Origin of the sequence: Luteolibacter rhizosphaerae, assembly GCF_025950095.1 — a bacterium.
Taxonomy (GTDB): domain Bacteria; phylum Verrucomicrobiota; class Verrucomicrobiia; order Verrucomicrobiales; family Akkermansiaceae; genus Haloferula; species Haloferula rhizosphaerae.
The window spans coordinates 609,670-632,495 of sequence record NZ_JAPDDR010000001.1; the positions used below are offsets into that span (position 1 = coordinate 609,670).

General features: G+C 63.6%; 19 protein-coding genes and 1 pseudogene. 15 read left to right on the forward strand and 5 right to left on the reverse strand.

The genetic code is table 11. The features are described 5' to 3' along the window. Positions 1-42: 42 nt before the first annotated feature. Entirely contained in the window at positions 43-747 is a 705-nt protein-coding gene (locus OJ996_RS02430) for a zinc ribbon domain-containing protein (RefSeq protein ID WP_264510775.1), read from the reverse strand. A 106-nt stretch (positions 748-853) separates the two neighbouring features. Between OJ996_RS02430 and OJ996_RS02435 the strand changes: the two genes are divergently transcribed. Together OJ996_RS02435 and OJ996_RS02440 are read left to right on the forward strand one after the other, a co-directional pair. Beyond that, positions 854-2,446, forward strand: a complete 1,593-nt coding sequence (locus OJ996_RS02435; RefSeq protein ID WP_264510777.1) for a zinc ribbon domain-containing protein — start codon at positions 854-856, stop codon at positions 2,444-2,446. A gap of 25 nt (positions 2,447-2,471) precedes the next feature. After that, positions 2,472-4,082, forward strand: a complete 1,611-nt coding sequence (locus OJ996_RS02440) for an esterase/lipase family protein (RefSeq protein WP_264510779.1) — start codon at positions 2,472-2,474, stop codon at positions 4,080-4,082. Here the strand turns inward: OJ996_RS02440 and OJ996_RS02445 are convergent. After that, positions 4,027-4,650, reverse strand: coding sequence for a hypothetical protein (locus tag OJ996_RS02445; RefSeq protein ID WP_264510781.1), 624 nt, complete (start codon positions 4,648-4,650; stop codon positions 4,027-4,029). The genes OJ996_RS02440 and OJ996_RS02445 overlap by 56 nt on opposite strands. Before the next feature lie 79 nt (positions 4,651-4,729). Between OJ996_RS02445 and thiD the strand changes: the two genes are divergently transcribed. Continuing rightward, positions 4,730-5,524 carry a bifunctional hydroxymethylpyrimidine kinase/phosphomethylpyrimidine kinase gene (gene thiD, locus OJ996_RS02450; RefSeq protein WP_264510783.1) on the forward strand — a complete coding sequence of 265 codons (795 nt, stop codon included), beginning with the start codon at positions 4,730-4,732 and terminating at the stop codon, positions 5,522-5,524. Between the two features lie 11 nt (positions 5,525-5,535). After that, a complete protein-coding gene (locus tag OJ996_RS02455) occupies positions 5,536-5,913 on the forward strand; it encodes a hypothetical protein (RefSeq protein ID WP_264510785.1) in 378 nt (125 codons plus the stop codon). Here OJ996_RS02455 and OJ996_RS02460 read toward each other — a convergent pair. After that, positions 5,910-7,199 (reverse strand): porin family protein, encoded by a 1,290-nt coding sequence (locus OJ996_RS02460; protein WP_264510787.1) that lies wholly within the window; start codon positions 7,197-7,199, stop codon positions 5,910-5,912. The genes OJ996_RS02455 and OJ996_RS02460 overlap by 4 nt on opposite strands. A 65-nt stretch (positions 7,200-7,264) precedes the next feature. Continuing rightward, the gene (locus tag OJ996_RS02465) at positions 7,265-9,394 is read right to left on the reverse strand and encodes a TonB-dependent receptor (RefSeq protein ID WP_264510789.1); all 2,130 of its coding nucleotides are present in this window, start codon (positions 9,392-9,394) and stop codon (positions 7,265-7,267) included. A gap of 97 nt (positions 9,395-9,491) precedes the next feature. Here OJ996_RS02465 and OJ996_RS02470 point away from each other — a divergent pair, with 97 nt between their 5' ends. The 9 genes and pseudogenes from OJ996_RS02470 to OJ996_RS26500 all read left to right on the forward strand — a co-directional run bounded on the left by OJ996_RS02470 (position 9,492) and on the right by OJ996_RS26500 (position 19,697). Next, the gene (locus OJ996_RS02470; protein WP_264510791.1) at positions 9,492-11,159 is read left to right on the forward strand and encodes a choice-of-anchor M domain-containing protein; all 1,668 of its coding nucleotides are present in this window, start codon (positions 9,492-9,494) and stop codon (positions 11,157-11,159) included. 23 nt (positions 11,160-11,182) lie between these two features. Beyond that, positions 11,183-11,896, forward strand: coding sequence for a choice-of-anchor M domain-containing protein (locus OJ996_RS02475; protein WP_264510793.1), 714 nt, complete (start codon positions 11,183-11,185; stop codon positions 11,894-11,896). A 7-nt stretch (positions 11,897-11,903) separates the two neighbouring features. Next, a complete protein-coding gene (locus tag OJ996_RS02480; protein ID WP_264510795.1) occupies positions 11,904-12,494 on the forward strand; it encodes a hypothetical protein in 591 nt (196 codons plus the stop codon). Position 12,495: 1 nt separating this feature from the next. Then, positions 12,496-13,694, forward strand: a pseudogene (gene zigA / locus OJ996_RS02485) (zinc metallochaperone GTPase ZigA). Between the two features lie 55 nt (positions 13,695-13,749). Continuing rightward, positions 13,750-14,100: a hypothetical protein gene (locus OJ996_RS02490; RefSeq protein ID WP_264510797.1), complete on the forward strand. Its 351-nt coding sequence runs from the start codon at positions 13,750-13,752 to the stop codon at positions 14,098-14,100. Between the two features lie 77 nt (positions 14,101-14,177). Further along, positions 14,178-15,953, forward strand: a complete 1,776-nt coding sequence (locus OJ996_RS02495) for a cation:proton antiporter (RefSeq protein WP_264510799.1) — start codon at positions 14,178-14,180, stop codon at positions 15,951-15,953. Between the two features lie 525 nt (positions 15,954-16,478). Continuing rightward, complete coding sequence (locus OJ996_RS02500; protein WP_264510801.1) at positions 16,479-18,062, forward strand: bifunctional GNAT family N-acetyltransferase/carbon-nitrogen hydrolase family protein; 1,584 nt, start codon at positions 16,479-16,481, stop codon at positions 18,060-18,062. A 42-nt stretch (positions 18,063-18,104) separates the two neighbouring features. After that, positions 18,105-19,208 carry a serpin family protein gene (locus tag OJ996_RS02505; protein ID WP_264510803.1) on the forward strand — a complete coding sequence of 368 codons (1,104 nt, stop codon included), beginning with the start codon at positions 18,105-18,107 and terminating at the stop codon, positions 19,206-19,208. A 165-nt stretch (positions 19,209-19,373) separates the two neighbouring features. Continuing rightward, positions 19,374-19,697: a DUF6678 family protein gene (locus OJ996_RS26500; RefSeq protein WP_425605539.1), complete on the forward strand. Its 324-nt coding sequence runs from the start codon at positions 19,374-19,376 to the stop codon at positions 19,695-19,697. A gap of 17 nt (positions 19,698-19,714) precedes the next feature. On the opposite strand, the gene OJ996_RS02510 is transcribed toward OJ996_RS26500, so the two are convergent. Next, positions 19,715-20,578, reverse strand: coding sequence for a GH25 family lysozyme (locus tag OJ996_RS02510; RefSeq protein ID WP_264510805.1), 864 nt, complete (start codon positions 20,576-20,578; stop codon positions 19,715-19,717). 276 nt (positions 20,579-20,854) lie between these two features. Here OJ996_RS02510 and OJ996_RS02515 point away from each other — a divergent pair, with 276 nt between their 5' ends. Both OJ996_RS02515 and OJ996_RS02520 read left to right on the forward strand, forming a co-directional pair. Further along, positions 20,855-21,706 (forward strand): FKBP-type peptidyl-prolyl cis-trans isomerase N-terminal domain-containing protein, encoded by an 852-nt coding sequence (locus OJ996_RS02515; protein ID WP_264510807.1) that lies wholly within the window; start codon positions 20,855-20,857, stop codon positions 21,704-21,706. 78 nt (positions 21,707-21,784) lie between these two features. Beyond that, entirely contained in the window at positions 21,785-22,468 is a 684-nt protein-coding gene (locus tag OJ996_RS02520) for a metal-dependent hydrolase (protein ID WP_264510809.1), read from the forward strand. Positions 22,469-22,826 lie beyond the last annotated feature (358 nt).

The following is a 22,826-nucleotide window of genomic DNA, read 5'->3' on the forward strand; positions in this document are numbered from 1 at the left end:
CTCTCCTGCGATCCAGCGGGAGAGGGGATCCTGCAAAATTCTTCAATCCTCCGCGTAGAGCAGACGCCCGCAGCTCTCGCACTGCGTGCCTTCCACGCCCGAGTTCACCTTCACCAAGGTAGAGGCCACCAGCTTGATGTGGCAGCCGCTGCACTTGCCGCCGATGGCGGGCACGATCGCTAGTCCGTTCTTCGTCTTTAGCAGGCGCTCGTAGATCGGCATGTGGGCGGCAGGAGCATCCGCAGCCAGTCGTTCGCGTTCGGCTTTCACCTCGGCGGCTTCTCCCTGGATCCGCTTCTTGCGCTCCGCCAGCGAGGCCAAGTCTTCATCGACCAGCAGCTTGGTCTTTGCCAATGCTGCCTCCGCTCCCGACAAGATGGCGCGTAGCACATCGGCCCGCTCCATCAGCTCCAGCTCCTTGGTCTCGAATTGGTCTACATCCTTTTCGTAACGGACGATTTCGTGGCCCAAGGCTTGGTATTCGTCGTTCTTCCGGGTTTCGAACTGTTGGGTCTTGAGCCGTTGGATCGTGGTGCGCCGTGTGCCCACGTCCAGTTCGACCTTCTTGATCTCCACCTCGTTGGCCATCAGTTCCTCGCGGGCCTTCGTCACCGCCACCTCGTCTCCGGAGAGCCGGTCTTTCGCGCGAGCCTCGTCCTTCGGGATGCGCTCCAGATCCTCGTTCATGCCGCGGAGGCGGCGGTCGCGGTCTTGGAGCACGAGCAGGGCTTGGATCGAGGGCGACATAAGCGCTTGTTAGCGGCGGGGCCTTGCCGCTGCAAGCTTGTCCCGCGGCAAGGGGCGGATCGCGGGTTGCATTGGCCCCGGGAACATCCAATGATGACGCCACCGCATGGATGACCGACAGAGTGATGCTGACAAACTTTCGATCCGCTGCCCCGGGTGTAGCCAGCGCTTCAAGGTGGGGCCGGAGTTGATGGATCGCATGGTGGAGTGCGGTACCTGCGAACACCGGTTCCGGGTGAATGACGAGGTGGTGGTGCGACAGAAGAGGTTCTACCCGGGTGAGCGGCGCGACCGCGGCCTCGACCAATTCTCAAGGATTCCCAAGGGCCGCGAACTGGCGACTAATTTCCAGACCGCGCACTACGTGCAGGAGCCGATCCATACGCCCGTCGCGGGGACTTCCCCGCTCCGCCTCATCTTCGGCCTGGTGGCAGTCACGGCGGTGGTGCTGGTGCTCATGCTGCTGGCCTTCGGTGGCAAGCCGGGCGGCATGCTCGACGGAGCTACCCAGTCCAAGCGCCTGATGCTTGCTGCATTCACGGCGGTCATTGCCTGGGTCTTCCTCCTCGCCGCGAACCCCGGGGCTCGCATCCGGGCGACCATCGGGGCGCTTCTCGCAAGCGGTCTGCTGCTTTCCTTCCCTTTCCTTTTTACCGAGGGAGACACCCCGAAGAGCCAGGATAGCGGTAATCTGGTGGTCAATCCCGTAGTCCCGCCGGAGCGGGACGAGCCTCACGATCCCACCTACGGCGCGCTCAAGAAGGAGCTCGGCTACGAACAGGTGGAGCGGGAGATCGAGCGCTACAAGAGTTCTCCCGAGCTGGCTGGGAAGAGCGCCGCAGGCATCTGGCTGCGCGGCATGCAGGGCTACCACCGCCTCCAGATCCGCGATTATATCATCCGCAGCACCGGCGCGGATCCGGAATCCCACATCTATCCGCGCACGCCGGACTATCTCATGGTGGTGTCCGGAGTCAGCCAGGATTTGTCGGAGCTGGCCCGCCTCTGCGAACGCTTCGGCGAGGTGAAGCGCGTGATCGACGATCTGCGCGTGATCGAGGTGGCGGTGGACAACGAAAGTTTCAAAGAAGGCCCCCTCGACAAACTCACGAACCGGGACAACCCGAGCTTCTACGAGATGAACCGACGCGAGCTCGAGAGCATCGATCTGGAGCGCGGTCGCAATGCGGTCGTGCGTTTGGCGGATGCCGAGCCGAAACTCTACCGTAAGGACATCGTGGCACGGATGCTTCAGCTGATGAAGGAGGGCGATGTCCGGATGCAGGATCAGATCTGCCGCGCTCTGATTGTCTGGGCGGAGCCGGAGGATGGCTCGGTGCCTGCGGTCCGTGCCGCGTTGGCCAAGCTCCCGCCGAAGGGGGGGGAGGTGCCGGAGAGCATGGTGAAGTTCCTCGCGACTTCAAAGGATCAGGAAGCCATTCCGCTGGTCGATGCTCTCTGGGTGGCCGATCACAACCGCTGGGAAGAACTCTACGGGAACTTCGGTCCGGCGATCGAAGACCTCGTGCTGAGCCACTTCGACAAGGCAGCACCTTCGATGAAGCGCTCCGCCGCCCGGCTCTTGGGGAAGAATGGCAGCGCCAAAAGCATTCCGGTGCTCGAAGCCGCCCGTGCCGGAGCGGATGCCGAGCTTTCCGTCTTCATCGAACGGGCGATCACCGCGATCCAAGCCCGCTGAGCTAGCTTCCACCTTCGCCCCTCCCATGCGAACCCCGAAGCTCATCGCCCTCCTCGCCGGTGTCCTTCTCCTGGCGAATTGCGGCACGCCCTCTCCGCCGCAGTGCCGCACCCTCCCTCGCGCCTCGCGCGTCGACCCCGCACTCACGCTCCAAGAAGCGAAGAGCGCTTGGCAGACCGCAGCACGTAGCGGCGACCCTCAGGCGATCGCCAGCTATAACACGGCGGTGGCCAAGCTCTTCGACCGCCTCCGCTGCGGGGAGGGGACCTTGCACGATCGCGCCGCGGCCATGGGCTGCGTCTTCGACGAATCCCGCTCCCTCGGTGCGGGGATCCGCCTGCAGGATCTCGATGCCCTCGTCCCGGCCTCGGAAGTCTCGACCAAGGCGATCGGCGACCGGCACGTGGAGCACGGCATGGGGCTGCCCGTGGTCGGCTGGAAGAAAACCGCGGAGGAGGGCAAGCCGCGCTGGGAATTCGAGCCGCCCACCGGCGTGCCGCTGAATCTTACCGCTCTGCTGCGCTTCCCCGCCGGCAAGCCGCCCGAGTGGTCCTTCGCCTATCCCGGTCGCGTGCGCGATGTCGAGGCGGGCAAACGCAAGTTGCCCTTGGCGGCGGATTGGTCGGCACCCTCCGCCCTCTACTGGCAGATGAGCGATCTCGACGACCTCGATATGGAGAAGGTCTTCCTGCCGAGCCGCTTCAGCGATGAGACCTCCCTCTACGTGGTCGCACCCTACGACCCGAAGAAGATCCCCGTGGTCATGGTGCACGGCCTGAACTCCAGCCCGGGCACCTTCAAGCGCCTCTACAACGAGCTCAACCGCGAGCCGTGGTTCCGCCAGAATTACCAGGTCTGGTTCTACAGCTATCCCACCGGGAACAACTGGCTCTACAGCGCCGCCCTCTTCCGCCTCGCGATGGTGAAGGCGGATCGCTACGCCAAGAAACACGGCCCCACCGACAAGTGGGAGCAGATGGTGGTGATCGGTCACTCCATGGGCGGTGTCATCACCCATGCCTCGCTCAAGAAACCGGGAGACGCCTTCTTCAAGGCCTTCCACCAGCGCCCCTTGGAGAAGGTCACGGACAACAAGGACATGCGGGAAGCTATCCGCCTCCTGACCATGTATGAGCCGCTGGAGCCCCCCGACCGCGTGATCTTCATGGCCGCACCTCACCGCGGCTCACCGATGGCGGACCGCTTCTTCTCCACCGTCATCCGCCATATGATCCGCTTGCCCAAAAAGCTGACCATCGATCTCGTGGCGGTTACCCTGAACGATTTGGGCAGCTTGGCCACCGATGGAGAGGTCTCTCCGGAGGGCTGGTTCACCAGCATCGGCTCGCTCTCGCCTTCTTATCCCGCCTACAAGGCCTTGGGCGAAGTTCCGTTCCGGGATCGACTCGCCATCCACTCGGTCATTGGCGATCGCGGCCGCGGTGATACGCCGAAGAGTTCCGACGGCATCGTCCCCTATTGGTCATCGCATCTCGATCGCGTGGAGAGCGAGTGCATCGTCCCCTACAATCACAGCGTGCCTGCCTGCCCGCAGGCCGCCGTCGAAGTGAAGCGCATCCTCAAACACCACCTGAAAGGCGGGCCGCGGCCCACTCCTTCACGTCGCGGCGATTGAGGAAATAGAGCGCCAGCGCCGGATAGATGCAGGAGGCGATCGGGGTGATCACGCTGCTCACCACCATCATGGACCCCATGGCGGAGACCATGCCCTTCTCCGCTCCGGAGGGCAGCCCGGAGCCTCCCATCGTTTCGGCCATCATCTGCCGCGTCAGCGGGATTACCCACAGCGCGGTCACCACGCCGGAGATCACCTTCGTGGTGATGGATGCCCACGCGTAGCGGTTCGACCATGGGATCCCCGCCGGCTGCGAACGCACCAGCTTGAGCCCGGAGATCAGCAGCAGGATCGCCAGCCCCAGGGTGAAGACTCCTGACATCACCGTGATCCATCTCAGGTCTTCCTGCATCTTGATCTGTGCTGCGTAGCCCGGCGTCTTCGGGTTGAGGAACATCCCCGTCAAGAAGATGGACACGAAGCTCCACGTCCCCATCAGGAATCCCAGCCCCGCGAAGATCAGGTGGATCACCCCGAAGGCCTTCACCACACCCGGTTCGATCCCCGATGGCGTGTGCAGGGGCATTGGCGGCGGGGTGGAGGAGGGCGGGAGATAGGGGCTTTCCATGGACTCTATCGCTATCTTCCCGTCGCCCGCTGTCGATCATGGATTGCTTCGCATCGGGGCTTGGCCTTATCCTCCGCGCGTGAATACGCCCCCTCCCGTCGCCCTCAGCATCGCCGGTTCCGATTGTTCGGCAGGCGCGGGATTGCAGGCGGACTTGAAGACCTTCCAGCATCACGGCGTCTTCGGCCTCACCGCCGTCACCTGCGTCGTTGCGGAGACACCGGCGGTGGTCCGCTCCGTCCACGCCGTGCCCCCGGCCATCCTGCAAGACCAGTTGCGCGTCATGTTGGACGCCTTCCCCATCGCCGCGATCAAGACCGGCATGCTCTTCTCGAAGGCCCACATCGTTGCCGTCACCGAAATCCTCTCGGAGTACCGCGGCATCCCGCTCGTCATCGATCCGGTCATGATCGCCTCCACCGGCGATCCTCTGCTGGAAGAGAATGCCATTTCCGCCTACAAGGAGCGCCTGTTCCCCCTCGCCTCGGTCATCACGCCGAATCTCGATGAGGCCGAGGTGCTCTGGGGGGCACCCGTGCGGGATGAGCTCACCATGGAGCGCGCCGCCTCCGAGCTTTCCGCCCGCCATGGCTGCGCCGTCTTGCTCAAGGGGGGCCATCTCGGCGCTCCGGTCTGTGCGGATCTGCTTTGGGATGACGGCTTGCCGGAGTGGTTCCGCTCGGACCGCATCGAGGGTGCCGCTTCGCACGGCACCGGCTGCACCCTGTCCGCCGCGATCGCCGCGCAGTTGGCGCTCGGCGCGGATCTCCACCAGGCGGTTCAGGACGCGAAGGCGTATCTCGGCGAAACCTTGCGCCGCTCCTTCGCATGGGGAGGCATCGCCGCCCTGAACCAAGGCACCGTCTGGGACTAACGGGTTACGAGATGGGTCCCATCCGCTACTTCGCCGCGCTGCGTCCTCCGAAGCTCGTGCTCTGGTGCTACCTCGCTTGGTACTTCGCGGTGGTCGCCTGCTACTTCGATCCCTCGCCCGCCATTTGGCTCTCCGCCCTCGGGATCTCCGGCTTGATCGGCATCGCCCTGATCTTCGCCACCGGTGTCCCCGGCCAGCGCATGGACCCATGGACGAAGTTCCGCCTCTTTCTCTTTCCCTTTTGCGTGTCGAGCTATTCGACGCTGATCAAGGGCAAGGGTTTCATCCTGCTTTTCCCCACTCAGGCGAAGCCCCTGGTCGCGGGCATCGCCGCCTGTGCGGGCATGCTGCTCGTCCATTTCATTTGCCGGACGCTTCGCCGCGCCTAGTGCCGGTGCCCGTGGTCTTCACCCACATCGAGCACGAATTGTAGCCACACGCTGTGCTCGTCCGCATAGCCGCCCAGACGGTCATAGGTGTACTGCACTCGGGTGTGCAGGTCAGCCATCTCCGCCAGTTCGAAGCGTCTTCCCACGTTCGCCGCGGCACGCCAGCGCCGCTCGTTGCCGGCCATCCGGTTCCCGGAGACCCACTCTACCCGGCTCCCCGCGGTCCAGTCCTTCGCGAACTCACAGCCGCAGGCCAGATAGATCCCAAGCTCGTCGTAGTCGCCCTTGATTCCCGCTTCATCCCGCGCTTCCACCGCGCGGTAGAAGGCCTCGCCCTGCCACCAGATCGGGAAGCCGCCCAGCTCCCGGTCTCCTCCCACATCCGCTCCCGCGGTCCACGTGCTGCGGCCGAATCCGTTCTGCCCCGCCGCGAAGGAAATGCCCGCCCGGTCCACCGGCCCTTGCTCCACCTTTCTCTCCAGGCGGCCGAAGAAAAAGCCGTCGCCCAAATAAGCCTGCTCCGGGTCATACACCCCTCCGTTCCCGGCAAAGCCGTGCGAGTGGTGCTCGTGACCGTGCTCCTCCTCTTCCTCTCCTTCTTCTTCGTGATGCTCCCCGGCGTGCTCGATTCCCTCCAAGTACGCCTCGCGTCGTAGTTCCCGCTGCGAGCCGTGGGAGTGCTCGCGCGCTTGTCCGTAGCCGAAGTGGATCGTCCACCGGTCCTGCGTTCCCGGCAGTGACCACGCCAGCTCGCCACCCTGCACCACCAGTCCTTCCTCGCCTAGCAGGCGGATCATCGAGATCGGCGGTTCCACGAAGCGCCGCGCATGCAGGTGCAGCGTGTTCTCGTAGCCGAAGGGCGCGAAGAACTGGCCGGCCCGGATGCTCACGCCGCCTGGCAGCTTCGCCGCGGCGAAGGCCTCTTCCCACTCGCCGTCCCAGCCGTCGAAGTTGTCCCAGAAGACATTGTGGTTCGCATGCAGTGAGACCGACTCTCCCAGTCCTGCCACCACGCCCAGCTCGATTCCCTGCAGGTTGAATCCATCGTCGATCGGCGCATGGCTCCCACGGATCAGCCCCAGATTCTTTTCCGAGGTGGAACCGCCCAGCGCGATCGCTGCATTAAGGTGGGGGTCCAGCCGGAACCAGCCCTCCTTCTCCTCGGTTGCATGCGAATGCCCGTGATGGTCGTGATCGTGCCCGGAGTGGTCATGACCATCCGCCGCCATCAGCACGGGGGCGAGACACAGTAAGAGGGGGAGTGAGCTGATAAGCGCGCGCAGCATTTTTGCCACAAAGGGACTAATGTAATAAAAGTGCAAGCGCGTATTTTTGACGTGAACCAAGAGTCTCAGAATTCATGCCGCAGTCCTAGGGAGAGCCCGCGGCCGGGCAGGGGAGCCACGTCCTTGCGGAAGGAGGTCGAGACCCGCCCCTCCTCATCGAGCAGATTGCTGAGGCGGAGGAAGAACTCGAATTTTTGCCCCTCCACCGGCAACTCCCAGTTCATGTCGGCATTTACCAGCGTGTAGTCGTCGCTCGGCAGCTCTGCACGCGGAGCCGGTTTCACCCGCTCCTGCGCGGTCGCATGGCGTGCTTCCAAGCCCACGGTCACACGGTCGTTCTTCCACTCCACCCTCGTTCCGAATCGCAGCGGCGGCATCCGCGGGATCGGTTCGTGGTCGCTGCGGTTCTCCGCCCGCACATAGTCGCTCATCAGGTTCAGACGCAGCCCCGGCATGATCTCCCAATCGATCTCCGCTTCGAATCCGGTGAAAGTGGCGGCGCGCTCGATGTACTGCACCGCCCGCCCGAAGCCGCCGGTCAGCTCCGGTGCCTCTTGCAGGAAGATGAAGTTGTCAAAGTCGTAGTGGTAGCCATTCACCCGGGCATTCACCGGCCCCTTCTCCGCCTCGATCCCCAGCTCCACTCCCAGCGATGCCTCGGTGGACAGCGGCGTGCCATCCATGTCCCCGCCGATGAGGAAGCGCCCGATCCCGGCATTGTGCCAGAAGGCATAGCGCTCCGTCGCGGTGGGGAGCCGCTCGATCCTCGATGCCATGCCGGTGATGGCCAGCCGGTCCATCCCCGCAAAGCCCTCGCGATCCCATGTGAGCGCGGAGGACAGGCTCTGCGAATACCCGCTCTCACCGCGCACATAGCCGGATTGCTCCGAGCTTAGGGCCTTCACCCGGCTCGCTTCCAGCCGGTAGCCGAGTTGGCCGGTCCATTCGCCGGATTGGTATTTTTCTAACAGATAGATCCCTTCGCCCTTCCCCCGGAGCTCGTTCCGCGCCTGCTGGAAGTCGGGCGGCGGATAGATCGCGCGGGTCGCCGTGAGCTGCTCCATGTTCGCGCTGATTCCCGCCGTCCCGCTGAGGCGTCCGTCCAGTGCCTCGTGCCTGACGTCGAGCCGCGCCTCGAAGGCATCCTTCGCCAGGATGGTATCCGCGTAGTCCCGTCCCGCGTCTTTGCCCAGCCCGCGGAATAGCTCTTCATGATCGTAGTCCGCGTAGCCCAGTTTCAGGTCGATCCCCTTCACGGGGCCTTGCTCGGGAGCGAGGCTCGCTTCCAAGTCGAGCCGGTCCTGCATCAGCTCCAGCGTGTAATCGCCGAAGAGGTCGGTGGCATCGCCCGGATAGAGGTAGGGCACGCCATACCTCGTATCGAAGCGCGAGTACGAGATCCCTAGTCGCAGCGGACTCTGCTCCGGGATTAGGGACAGCCCAGCGGACCAAGTGCTGCACTGGTGAGCGGAGTTCGGCAGCATCCCGTCGGGATTCGGAACATCGATCAATGCTCCGCTTCCGGGCTGGTAGATTTGCGGGTTCTCCAGTGCTTGGTAGGCGGGAGTCCGCGCCCGCCCGCCAATCGCGATGTCTTCCGCCTTCCGCGCCGAGCCGGTGAAACGCAGCACCCAGGGACCGGTTGCCAGCGAGAGATGGCCCGCCCCCGCTCGACCGCTTCCTTGGCTGTCATAGCGGGTCTCCCATGCTCCGGAGACCTCCTTCTCCATCCGCTCACGTGCGATCACCTTGCTCCGTGCATTCACCGCCCCGCCGATCGCGGAGTTCCCGTAGAGCAGGGATGCCGGACCACGATGAATCTCGATTCCGTCGAGCAGTGCGGGCTCCAGCGCCACGCCGTGATCCGGGCTGATATCCGAGAGATCGAAGGTGCCCAGATCGTCCCGCAGCATCCGCACCCGCACTCCCTCGAATCCGCGCAACACCGGTCGCGATGCCCCGGGGCCGAAGTATCCGGAGGAAACCCCGGGCTCCCACGCCAGCGTTTCGCCGAGGCTCGCCTGCGCATTCCTCCGCAGCACCTCTTCCGGAATCGACTGCACCTTCTGGATCGAGAAATCCGCGAGGGAAGGGGGAATATCCCCGCCCGAATCGGCGGTGACCACGATTTCTTCCAAGGCCTCCTCCTCCGGCAACTCCTCCAAAAGATCCTGTCCTCGAAGGATCCATGTCATTCCAAGAAAGCTTGCTATCGCACACCGTAGGCGCATGAAAAAAAGATGCGTATGAATTTATATTGCTAATGCAATAAAAATGCGAAAAGGCTGCGTCGTGCCCGGACGACTCCTGCCACTCCTGCTCCTCGCCCCGGCGCTTGCCGCTTCGGCCGCGTCTCCCCGTATGGATCTCCTCTACGGGCACTACGAGATCCACCTCGATTATCAGCCCGTTCCGGGAAACCCCGACGCCGGCTGGAACTTCTCCGTCTCCTACGATCGGGATGACGATTTCAGCTCGCAGGATGGTGTGGTGCGCATGGATCCGGACTCGACCGTGATCCTCGCTTCGCCCGCCACCGCGAGGGTCGTCCCCACGCCGCCCGGCACCTTCAGCCGATTCGGTCCTGCTGGCACCCCGCTCTGGGTCCTGCCGCAGAATCTCCTGTCCGGCACCCCTTATCTTGGCGTGCGGACCACCATGGCCGCGGGCCTCTTCCAAGCCCGCGTCGGGAATAGCTACTCGCCGAATGCTCAGGGCAGTGTCTCCATGCGCTTGGTCTCGATGACCGGCACCGGTCCGGCGGCGGGAGGGCAGTTCGCCACGTGGAAGACCGAAAGCCTCGGCACCACCGTCTTCTCCTTCGACAGCACCGATGGCATCGGCGCGGCCGATGAGATCCCTACGATCCCGGTCTCCTCGCACACGCACTACAACTGGGGCTTCACCAAGCCGGGAACCTACGAGCTCACCTTCGAGGCGAAGGGCAAGCTCATGCCAGCTCACGGGAATGTCCTCACTTCCGCACGCAGGACCTTCCGCTTCGCGGTGCCCTTCTCATCTTCGGTAGCAGCCGGAGCCTCGGTCCGCGTGTTACCTGCTCTTGCCGTCGCGAATCCCGCGGAGTCGGTGGCTTATCCCCCGGATCGCGTGATGATCGAAGCGCGGCAGCCTGCCGCGGCTCATCCCTTGCTGCCCGGTGCGCAGTGGCAGGTCCCCATGAGTTTTGGCACCGGGCCGCTTACCATGGCGAATGGAGTCGGAATCGACCCCGCCCTCGTCTCGGCCGGCCTGCCCGCCTCCGCACAGACCGGCCTCGGCCTGAAGATCGTGAGCTTCAGCGGCCCCGGGAACTTCGCCTTCCTCGATGGCAGCACCGCCTTGGCCGACGGGGTGGGGGATGTCCTGCCACTCGATCCCGGAACTACGAGGAACCTCGTAGCAGCCTTCACCGCAAAGGGAATCTTTCGCCTCGGCGTCTTGGTAGAAGGCGTGCCGGAAAGCACGGGGCCCTTCACTCTCGTCTTCGGCTCCGGACTCGGCGTCGATTTTACTTATCAGGATTGGAGCGCGAGCTTCGAGGCAGCGGCCAACTTGGCGCCGGGAACCCTTGCCGATCCCCAAGCCGATCCGGATCGCGATGGCCTCACCAATTCCGCGGAGTTCCTCCTCTTCTGGCATGGCCTTGACCCTTCCAGGCCGGATGCCCGGCTCCAACCGGCGTTGACGCGCGACGGGGCGGGGCGTCCGGCCTTCCCTTTCCTGAGGGATACTTACAAGGACCCTCTCAATGGCTCCTCATGGCAACTCAGGCCGGGCCGCTCCGCGGATCTTCATGCGTGGCACTACCGTTCGCCACAGTCCCCCGGCTTCCCCATGGAGCTCTTCGAGAATGGCGCGGAGGAGGGGAATGCCTGGGGCCGCATCATGAAGCGCCGCCTCGATGATCTTTCCGCGAATCCTTCGCGTGCCTTCTTCCGGTTCGATGTGACCGGGCCCTGACAACACCAACCATGACCATGAACATGACAACTCCCCCTTCGCTCCGCACCCTGCCTGCTCTCTGCTCGGCCATGGCGCTCTTGTGCCTGCCTTCCTCCGCCGCGCTCTACACCAGCGGTCACGGCGACTTCGGCGTGGCCTATGAAGCGGGCGACTTCCATTTCCACTTCCATGCCGATGGCGCCACGGTCGATGGCTCCGTGACGGGGGATGTCGAGTATGACATCCCCGATGTCACCGTCATCGCCAGCACCTCGTCCTCGCTCGTCCTACCCATCGATTTCCCGGCCTTGGGTGCCGGCACCGGTCAGACCATCTGGGTGCTCCCGGAGGTTCAGGATCCCGATCTTCCTTTCCTGGGCTTGGCCACGGAAGAGCTCGAACTCTCCGAGTGGGGAAACATCACCTTCACCTTGGGCAATGTGACCTCGCCCAGCGGCAATGGTGAATTCGCCCTCTGGCAGTCGGGCTCCTTCGGCGAGGTCCTCTTGCGCATGTCCACTGCCGATCCCGGAAGCGATTCCCTCATCCTGCCGCCCGGCAGCCACGCTCACTACAACTGGGGCTTCACCGAGGCCGGCACTTGGCAGATCGAGATGACCGTGAGCGGTACTCACGTGACCGATGGGTTCCAGTCCTCCACGGAGACCCTTACCTTCCACGTGGTGCCTGAGCCCGCCTCCGCCCTGTTAGGGAGCTTGGGCATGCTCGGCCTCCTTCTCCGCCGTCGCCGCTGATCGCATCATGGCTACGCGGAACATGGCGATTCCATCCCGCCTGCCGGATCTCTTCCGGGACCTGGCAGGCGGCTTCAAGCAACAGATGTTCTTTTGGGGCCTAGATGTGGTGAACCCGGGTGGAAACCTGCTCGTCCGGCAGGGCTTCTGTCGCGAGCCGTCCGCGGGGCTGAAGGGCACCAGCCACTACAAACTGCCGTGGCAGGGCGGCAGCATCGAGCTGCATGGTGCTTGTGCAGGCTGGTTCTCCCGGCAGGGTCAGGGCTTCATTTACGTCCGGCCCTTGGGTCGTTGCCATGTCTGGAACGGCGGCCAATCCGCCATCCCGGGCGAGTGGCCCTCTCCCTTCCTGAAGACGGATGACCTGCAGCGGATGCATGCGCTGGCCGCACCCTTCATCGCGTGGTGGCTGCACTCGGAGGACTGGATCGCGCGTGAGAAGGGCCCGGCCTATCGCCCTGCCTGCCATCGCCAGTTCAAGCGTCTCCCGGGTGCCCGCCCGTGGCTCCGCCCGCCCCTCGATCGCGACTGGCTGCGAGACTTCCTCGCTGCCCCGGAATCCCTCTCCCGCGCCAAACGCTTTGCCTCACATCGCTAGCATGAATCACAAGCTTCCCGTCACCGTTCTCTCCGGCTTCCTCGGCGCCGGGAAGACCACCTTGCTCAACACATCCTCCGCAATCGCGAGGGCAAACGCGTCGCCGTGATCGTGAACGACATGAGCGAGGTGAACATCGATGCCGATCTCGTCCGCAATGGCGATGCCGCCCTCTCCCACACCGAGGAGAAGATGGTCGAGATGAGCAACGGCTGCATCTGCTGCACCCTCCGCAAGGATCTTCTCGTGGAGGTCGGCAAGCTCGCCCGCGAAGGTCGCTTCGACCACTTGCTCATCGAATCCACCGGTGTCAGCGAACCCATGCCCGTCGCGGAGACCTTCACCTTTACCGATGACCAAGGCCGCTCGCTGGGGGACATCGCGAGCATCGATACCATGGTCACTGTCGTGGACGCCTTCAATTTCCTCCGCGACTTCAGCTCGCACGAGAGTCTGGACGATCGCGGCGAGGCACTCGGCGATGACGACGAGCGCAGCATCGTCGATCTTCTCGGCGATCAGATCGACTTCGCCGATGTGATCCTCCTCAACAAAACCGACCTTATCTCGAGCGACGAACTCCACACCGTCCACGGCATGATCCGCGCCCTCAATCCCCAAGCCCGGATTGTCGAGACGGTGAACTCCGCCGTCCCTCTGGCCGAGGTGATGGGCACCGGTCGCTTCGATCTCAAGAAAGCCGCACAGCACCCCGGCTGGCTCGACTCCTTGGTCGAGCACACCCCGGAGACGGAGGAATACGGCATCTCGAACTTCGTCTACGAGCGCCGCATCCCCTTCCACCCGCAGCGCTTCCATGAGGTGCTGCAGCTCGAATGGCCCGGCGTCATCCGCTCGAAGGGAGTCTTCTGGCTCGCCACCCGCCTGAAGCTCGCCGGCTACTGGTCGCAAGCCGGCGGCATGGCCCGCTACGAATGCGCCGGCCACTTCTGGTCCGTCGTGCCCCGCGATCACTGGCCCGCCGATACCACCCATATCGACCGCGTCTGGCGCGAGCCGAATGGTGATTGCCGCCAGGAGATCGTGCTCATCGGCACCAATCTCGATCGCCCCGCTCTCACCGCGATGCTCGATGCCGCCCTGCTCACCCCGGAAGAACTCGCCACCCCGGAGCACCTCTGGCCGAAGCGTTTCCCCGATCCCTTCCCGAAGTGGAAGATGGCCGTGGCCGCATGGTGATTCGCTCGCACCACGAACTCCTTGTCGCTTGCGGGGAGGCGCCTAGGCTGGCGCGATGACCGTCCCGCCGAAGCTGAAGAAACCCCTCAAGGTGCTACTGGCTGTGATCGCCTTCTTTACGGTATCGGTGCTGGTCGATCAGCTTTGGTGTCTGCGGAAATTGAGCGGAAGAGCCTTCGAGGCGCAGGCGGAGCAAATCACGGAGATTAATAGCGCCTGCTGGACCACCTACATCGGCACCGCCGGTGGCCGGGCTTACCTTGAGTTCGGCACTCCCGGACGATGGCGGCCCATCGTCTTTTGGACCAAGCTCTCCGAGCTGCCACCCGACCTATCGGCACGTTTGAGAAAGGGCGATGTCCCTTGGGCACCGTGGATGGAGCGGGCCAAGCGCGAGCGCCCCTGAGTGGGATTCCCCCGAAATTTCCCAATCCGAGCCTTTTTCCTTGGCGGGTTTGCGCTCTGCCGGGAAAACCTGCCACGATGCTTGTTTTTTCGGTTCTCGCAGCCGGGGCGGCGGATGTTTCGCCCCTCTTCGGTGTAATCAGCATGGTCCTCCTGATGGCCGTGCTGATGGCCCTCCTGCTGCACCGGCTGAAACAGAACTTCCTCGTGGGTTACATGATCTGCGGGATCATCATCGCGAATACCTCGCTGCTCGGTTCCTTCGGCAGCGCGGATACCCAGATGGATGGCGTCATCGCCCACCTCGCGGAGATGGGCGTCATCCTGCTCATGTTCACGCTCGGCATCGAGTTCTCCCTCGGCGAGCTGAAGCATCTCTGGCGCGTGTCCTTGATTGGCGGCGGCATCCAGGTCGGAACCATCTCCGCCATTGGCGGAGCCATCTGCTGGTTCTGTGGCATCCGTCCCGCCTCGGAGGTCGTGGTCCTCGCCGTCTCCGTGGCGCTCAGTTCCACCGCCGTCGCCATGAAGTCCTTCCAGGACATGGGGCAGCCGAACAATCCCTCGGCTCGAACGGCCCTGGCCATCGCCCTCTTCGACGACATTGTCGTCATTCTCTTCCTCATCATCCTGCCCGCACTCTTCGGGAAAGGGGAGGGGTCCATCGGCGGCGATATCGCGCTCGCGCTCGGGAAGGGCATCCTCTTCCTCGGCGGCACCATGCTGCTCGGCCGCTACGGCATCACCCCGCTCCTCCACGCGGTGGCCCGCACCCGCAGCAGCGAGCTTTTCACCCTGGCTGTCGTCGCCCTCTGCGCGGGTGTCGCGGTTCTCGGCGCCTTGCTCGGACTCTCGCCCGCACTCGGTGCCTTCGCCGCCGGCCTCATCGTCAGCGAGTCGATCTACCGCCACCGCATCATGGCGGACATCATGCCCTTCAAGGATCTCTTCCTCGCGATCTTCTTCGTCTCGGTCGGGCTGCAGATCGATCTCGGCATCGTGATGAACGATTGGATGCGCATCCTCGGCTTCAGCATCCTGATCCTGATCGTGAAGGGCACCATCGCCTTCAATGTCGCCCGCCTCTTCAAGCTGCCCCTGCGCCCGGCCCTCCTCACCGGCGCCGCCCTCTCCAGCTCCGGCGAGTTCTCGCTGGTGCTCTTGGGCAAGGCTGCCGACTACCGCCCGGCCGATCCCTCCATCCAGCAGCTCCTCCTCAGCTGCGCCGCCTTCACCATGGCCACCGTGCCCCTGCTCATGCGCGGCAGCGGTCACGCCGGCCGCATCCTGGAAGGCACCGGTTTCTTCAAGCCGAAGAAGAAAACCGTGGGGGAAAACCTCACCCCCACTCTGGCGATCAAGGAGATCTCCGATCACGCCATCATCTGCGGCTACGGTCCCGTCGGTCGCTCGCTCAATGAAGCCCTCCGCCAGAGTGCCGTGGACACCCTTGTGCTCGAGCTCAATTCGGACACCGTGCGCGCGCTCAAGGCCGCCGGTCAGCCCGTCCTCTTCGCGGATGCTTCCCACTCGGAAGCTCTCGATCTGGCCGGCATCAGCCGCGCCCGCATGGTCGCCTTCACCTTCCCCGCCGTGGAGCTCACCAAGGCCGCCGTGCCCATCGTCCGCGAACACAATCCCGGCATCGTGATCTTCGCCCGCGCCAAGTTCGCCGCCGAGATCGAAGAACTCCGCGCCCTCGAAATCGAAGTCATCCACGACGAACGCGAAAGCGCCGTCGCCATGATCGATGCCGCCAAAGGCGTCTACCAACGCATCGATCTGTCCGACGAGGACGTGCGTGAAATCGTGGACGGCAAGCAAACGCCGCCGATCGATGCGCGGCATTCATAGTAGCCGGAGAATCGTCCCCAATGTGACGATTTTTCCTTATTATTGGACGTGAATTGGCACGACCGCAGCTTCTAATGGACCCACATAGGCTGTGGCGAGCGGAGTGATTTCTTGGGTTTCTTCACTCCAGTTTGTAGCAGCCGATCAAAATACGGCCGGCACGGGGTTTCTTGGGTTTACCCCCGTGCCGGCCGTAACGATTTTCAGCCCGAGCACCATGTTGCCACGAAGCCATCCCTACGGCTTCCCGCCCAAGGGTATGTAGTCCCGCTTTCAAGCGGACGAAGCCATCTTTCGTTCCGCCTCACCTTACCGCCTCTTCTCCCGCGGCTCCGCCGCCTTGGACTGCGGCAGCCCTGCTGCCGTGAAGCACCCTCACCGCCGATAATCCCATGCGCGCTCAGATCTCTCTCCAGATTTTCGCGCCTTCTCGCGCCTTTTTGCGGCGAAGAATCCCCACACCCATCTCCCGCCCAAACATCTCAAATCCTTTGCGCCCGCCTTCACAGGCACTAGATCTAGCTCGTGCCGCCGAAAGACCACGAAACCAAGCTGGGCTCCGTTCTCGTTCGCAATCCCACCGTCGCCGACATTCCCGCCATCCTCGCCCTCCATCGCCGTTGCTTCCCGCAGGAAGGCGATGCCGGCGGCCCGTGGAATGAGAAGCACCTCCGCTCGCATATTCACGTATTCCCGGAGGGCCAGCTCCTCGCGGAGAAAGACGGCCAGATCCTCGGCGTGGCCTCTTCCCTCATCGTTTCGCTCGGGCGCAATCCGCTCCGCAAGCACACCTACGACGGCATCACCGACGACGGCTACTTCTACAATCACGACCCCCAGGGCGACACCCTCTACGGCGCGGACGTCTATGTGGATCCCGATGCCCGCAAGTTCGGCGTCGGTGCCGCGCTCTATTCCGCCCGCCGCGATCTCTGCCGCCGCCTGAATCTCCGCCGCATCCTCGCCGGCGCCCGCCTCTGGCACTACGACGAACACGCCGCCCGCCTCACTCCGGAGGAATACGTCTGGCAGGTGCAGGACGGCAAGATCCCGGACCCCGTCCTTGGCTTCCAGATCAAGCAAGGCTTCGCCGTCCGCGGCATCATGCCGAATTACCTCCACGATCACCGCTCGCGCGATCACGCCGCGCTGATCGAATGGATCAACCCGGAGTTCCAGGCCAACGATGAGACCAGTAACAAGGTCCGCGTCGCCTGCGTTCAATATCACATGCGCAAGGTCACCGACTTCGATGACTTCGCGAACCAAGTCCGCTACTTCGTTGAGACGGCAGGGGAGGACTATGGCGCGGAGTTCGTCGTCTTCCCGGAGTTCCTCACCGTGCAACTCCTCAGCGCCCTGCCGCCGCTCGGCTCGCGGGAGGGCATTCGCAAGCTCTCGGAATACACCCCGCAGTTCATCGAACTCATGAGCGGCCTCGCCCGCCAGCAGGGTCTCTACCTCATCGCAGGTTCCCATCCCGTCGCTCAACCCGATGGCCGCTTGGAGAACACCTCCATGATCTTCAAGCCGGATGGCACCCACGTTTCCCAGCCGAAGCTCCACATCACCCCCTCCGAGAAGACCTGGTGGGGCATCTCCGGCGGTGACTCCCTCATCGTGCTCCAGACCCCTAAGGCGAAGATCGGTGTGTTGATCTGCTACGACGTCGAGTTCCCTGAGGCCGCCCGCTATCTCGCCGATCGCGGCGTGGAAATACTATTCATCCCGTACTGCACGGACAATCGCCAGGGCTACCTCCGCGTCAGCCTCTGCGCCGCCGCCCGCGCCATCGAGAATCAGATCTACGTTGCCACCGCAGGCGTCGTCGGCAATCTGCCGGATGTCCCCGCCATGGACATCCACTACGGCCGTGCCGCCGTCTTCACCCCCAGCGATTTCGAGTTCGCCCGCGATGGCATCCAGGCCGAAGCCGACCCGAACGTGGAGACCATGCTCGTCACCGATCTCGACATCTCGGACCTTTATCGCTCCCGCCTGAATGGCAGCGTCACCCCCGTCACCGATCGCCGCACCGACCTCTTCGAATTCCATAACAAGCTCGCGAACGAAATCATCGCTCCCGGTGTCCAGGAAGGGCATCTCTGAATTGGGACGACATTTCTCAACATATCAGATAGACCTGCTGCCATGAAGATCCTTCGCAAGCGCTCCTCGCCTTGGGTCAAATGGGCCGCAGTGGCAGGCCTCTCCACCGGCGTCCATGCTGCGGATGTCCTCTCCGTGGCTCACCCCGATGAGGACTTTGCCACCGATCGGACCGTGGTCTGGACTCCTCTTTTCCAAGCCGCATGGGACCGGATGAACTCCGACTTGGGCGGCGTTCCGGTGAAGGTCGAGCCACCCAATGCGCTCATGGCGCGTCTCGATGCCTTCAAGTGGCAGGCCGGGTCGGTCATGCCGGAGGGGAAGTGGAAAGTCTGGTCGGGAGCGGCCACTCCGGATTTCGTCGCGATGGCTAACGGGGAAGCCGCACGCATGACGGGTGACGCCCAAGGCCCGTTCTCCGCAGCGCCCGAACACCCGGACGCCCGGCCCGGCCGCCGTCTGGTGCTGGCTTTGCTGGATCGCGAACTGAAGTTCCTGAAGCCGCTCCACCGCTCCACCTCGATGCCACTCGCGTTCCGCGGGGGTGAGGAGAGGGAGCAACCGGTGAAGTTCTTCGGCGTGCGCGGGAATCTCTCGGGCGGCTTCGGCGGAATGGTGAAGATCCTTTCGCGGGACGCGGACTCGCATGCGTTGGAGATCCGCTCCGATGAGAAGGAGTCGCTGGTGCTCTATCTCCCCAAGGAGCGCGAGAGCTTCGGCGCCGCATGCACGAAGCTGCAGGGCTGGCGCAAGGAGCGGCTGAAGGGCGAGCATGGTTCAGCGACGGATCCTTCGCTGCATGATAAAGATGACCTGCGCATCCCCTACCTCGATCTGGAGGCTCGGGCCGACTTCCTCCCGGCGCTTGACGGGCTGCGATTCCATCCCGGCACCAGCGTTCCTTACACGATCGTGAAGGCCGAGCAGCGGACGAAGTTCAAGATAACCGAAAAGGGGGCGAAGGTTCGTGCGAAAGTGGAACTCAGTGCGGACCCCTTCGGCGAAGCGCCGCCGCCACCGCCGATGACTCCCCGCGATTTCCATTTCGACCGACCCTTCTTCGTTTTCATGTGGCGCGAGGGCGCGGAGTTGCCCTACTTCGGAACGTGGATCGGGGATGCTTCCGGAATGGAAGCTTGGGAGTAAAGTTGCCAGATAACTTCTGATCAATACTCCGGCTTCCCGACCGGGCATCTTCAACCATCATTGGGCAGTCAACGCGCAAGAAAGATGAAATCCTCTTCAGGTTCTCCAGAATCCGAACGGCAACGCCGTCTTGAAGCTAGAATTTCGGGTGCCCGCGCGTGTTTGATGAACAACACCAAGTGGCGCGAAGTTCTCGCGGTCCTTGCGAATTCGGAGAATTTGAGAAGTCCGATCCGGTGGCGCTTCGTGGATGACGAACGAATTTTCTACCAGCCGGTTCCCCCGGCTGGATCCTTGTTGGTATATAGTCTTCCGGACATGCTTCCTGCCCCCTTTGCTCTTTATAACGAGATCGACTGGATCGAGGTCCCCTCTCAGGAAGATGGCAGAAACGATTTGGACAAACTTTGGTCGGAGCTTTGGGGCCTCGGGTTTCTCCCCTTGAGTAGGAGCAATTCTTGTCTGCGGATAACGGGCTACATCTGGTGAATCGGGCGGCCGTTGTATCACCACCAAGCCCACCCGTGCCGGTCCCAGAAGGAATTCAGCTCGCCCATGTCCCCCTTGAAAACATTCCGCTCCATCGGGTGCCCCATGCTGCCGAAGTATCGCGGGCTTGCCCATGAGCCGGTGTTGTAGTGCTTCGCTTGCGAGCGGCCGCCCTGCCAGATCACACCGCCGTACTGCCACATCGCCCACTCGTCCCAGATCCCGTACTGCTCCATCAGTCCGTCCGGTGTCAGCGCGCCGCCCATGCTCCGCTCCGTCCCTGCTGGGCTATAGAGCGCGATCCAATACGGCGAGCGCCGGATGATCGATTTCTGCGCCGGGCTCGCATTGCTTAGGCTCGCCCTCAGCTTCGCGCTGTTCTCCAGGTAGGTGACGGGAGTGACACCCGTCCGCTGCTCCACCCGCTGGATGAATTTCACCAGCCGGTCCGGCGATGACGCCGTATCGAAATCTCCCACCAGCAGGATCTTCCGCTGCGAGATCCCCTGCGCCCGCGCCACCGACCGTACCCGGTCCACGAAGGAGTCCGCCTGATACGCCGGGTCCTGATCCATCGTTACGAAGTGGTAGGCCCCCAGCAGCATCCCGCTCCGGTCGGTGGACCGCAGGAAGGCCGGGAACTTCTCATCCAGCAGCGGCCCCTTCGCCGAGCGTGCGATCAAGCCCTGCGCCCCGTTCACCCGCAGTGCGGACACATCGTGCTCCGAGTAGCTCGCCCCGCCGCGCTGCCGCTCCTTCGGATCCCAGCCGGAGACATTCAGCACCGCCGGGGAATCACTTACACTCGTCCCGCCGAATCCCCCGCCACCGCAGGAACAAAGGCCGAGCGCAAGGACAGGGAGCAGGACGGAAAGTTTCATTTCCCGAGCCAAACACGGCCCGGCAGCCACTGTCCAGCGGAGGAAGAAATGCCCCTCCGCCAAATCCACGCCCATCCTCTCCAGCATCCGCGCCATCCGCAGTAGACCCATCTTCCTCTCCGCGTTCCTCCGCGATCTCTGCGCCTCCGCGGTATCCCCTCCATCCACCCCCGGAAGCCACCCTTCACCTCGCCCCAAACCCGGCAAAAAGCTCCCCCAAACGGTCAGAAGGGCGGCTAGACAAGTGCCATTTCTCCCCCTAGCGTCCGCGCCGACATGAAACTGTATCTTACTCCCGGCGTCCTGGCTTTCGGCCTCGCCACCCTGATCCCGGCGGCCGCCCAGAATGAAGGTGCCGCGGAGAAGCCCGCTACCGAGACGACCCCGGCCGCTCCCGCCGCCCCGATCGACCCGGCCAAGGTGAAGTCCGATTCCTCCTACGGCCTCGGCTTCCGCACCGGCGGTGAGTTCGCGCAAAATTACGGCCAGTTCGGCATCACCGCCGAAGACATCGATACCGAAGCCTTCCTCAAGGGCTTCCTCACCGCGTTCAAGGGCGACAAGCCGGAAGTCGCGGAAGAAGCGCTCAAGGCCTCCATGCAGGCCCTCGGCGATCTCCTCCAGACCCGCGAGAAAGAACGCGCCGCCAAGAACCTCGAAGCCGGCAAGGCCTTCCTCGCCGAGAACGGCAAGCGCGAAGGCGTGACCACCACCGCCAGCGGCCTCCAGTACGAAGTCCTCGCCAAGGGCGGCGACAAGAAATACGTCGCCCCGAAGGAAGGCGAGCCCGAGAAGCAGTTCCTCGTGAACTACAAGGGCACCCTCATCGACGGCACCGAGTTCGATGCCTCTCCCGCCGGTAGCCCCGTCCCGATGACCCTCCAGGTCATCGATGGCTGGAAGGAAGCTCTCACCACCATGCCGATCGGCGCGAAGTGGAAGCTCTTCATCCCGAGCGAGCTTGCTTACAAGGACCAGCGCCGCAGCGCGGAGATCGCACCGAACAGCGTCCTGATCTTCGAACTTGAGCTCACCGAGATCAAGGACGCCCCGGCCAACCCGCACGGCGGCCTGCCCTTCCCGATGCCGGAAGGTGCCGCTCCCGGCGGTGCTCCGGAAGGCGAGTAAGCTTCCAGCGGCATAGATTTATGTGCTCGGGCCCGCGGGGAACTTGATCCCCGCGGGCCTTTTCTATGTCCTGATCGCATGAAGCTCACCTACTACGGCCACTCCTGTTTCAGCGTCGAACTGGCCGACGGCACCAAGCTCCTCTTCGATCCCTTCATCACCGCGAACGAGCTCGCCAAGGACATCGACATCGAGGCCATCCAGGGCGACTACGTCCTGCTCACCCACGGGCACTTCGACCACATGGCGGATGCCGAATCGGTCCTCCAGCGCACCGGTGCCAAGCTCATCGCGAATTTCGAGATCGTCTCTTGGTACAATGGCAAGGGCATCTCCAATGCCCACCCGCTGAATGCCGGCGGCGCCTTCCACTTCCCCTTCGGTCGTGTGAAAGGCGTGAATGCCATCCACTCTTCCGTCCTGCCGGATGGCACCTACGGCGGCGGCCCCATGGGTTTCATCGTCGAATCCGGCGGCGCCTCCTTCTATGTCTCGGGGGATACCGCCCTCACCATGGACATGAAGATCATCGGCGAGCAGCACCAACTCGAGTTCGCCGTCCTTTGCATCGGGGATAACTTCACCATGGGTGCCGAGGACGCCGCCCTCGCCGCGAACTGGACCGGTGCCCGCACCGTCATCGGCGTCCACTACGACACCTTCCCGCCCATCAAGCTCGACAAGACCGCCGCCCACGCCGCCTTCACCGCAAAGGGCGTCGAACTCCTCCTCCCCCGCATCGGCGAAACCATCGGCGTCTGAACTACGGGGGAACTTGTATTCCCGCGGCTCCGCCGCCTTGGACTGCGGCAGCCTGCTGCCGCTTTTGGCAGGCAGCCCTGCTGCCGTGAAGCCACGTAAATCGCCCGCCACCAAGGGTAAGTAGTCCCGCCTTCAGGCGGACGAATCCACCCTCACCGCCGTCGCACCCTCATGTAGCGGATGGACTTCGTCCTTCCGGCTTCTCGCGTCCTCCCCGGAGAAGGCCATCGACATCTCCGTCTAAGGCCTCGAACTCCGCGCAGCGAGAAGGCCCGGCGCCAAGGTTAGGCAGTTCCGCCTTCAAGCCGAGGAATCCACCTGTTGCTCCCAGTCTCGCGGCTCCGCCGCCTTGGACTGC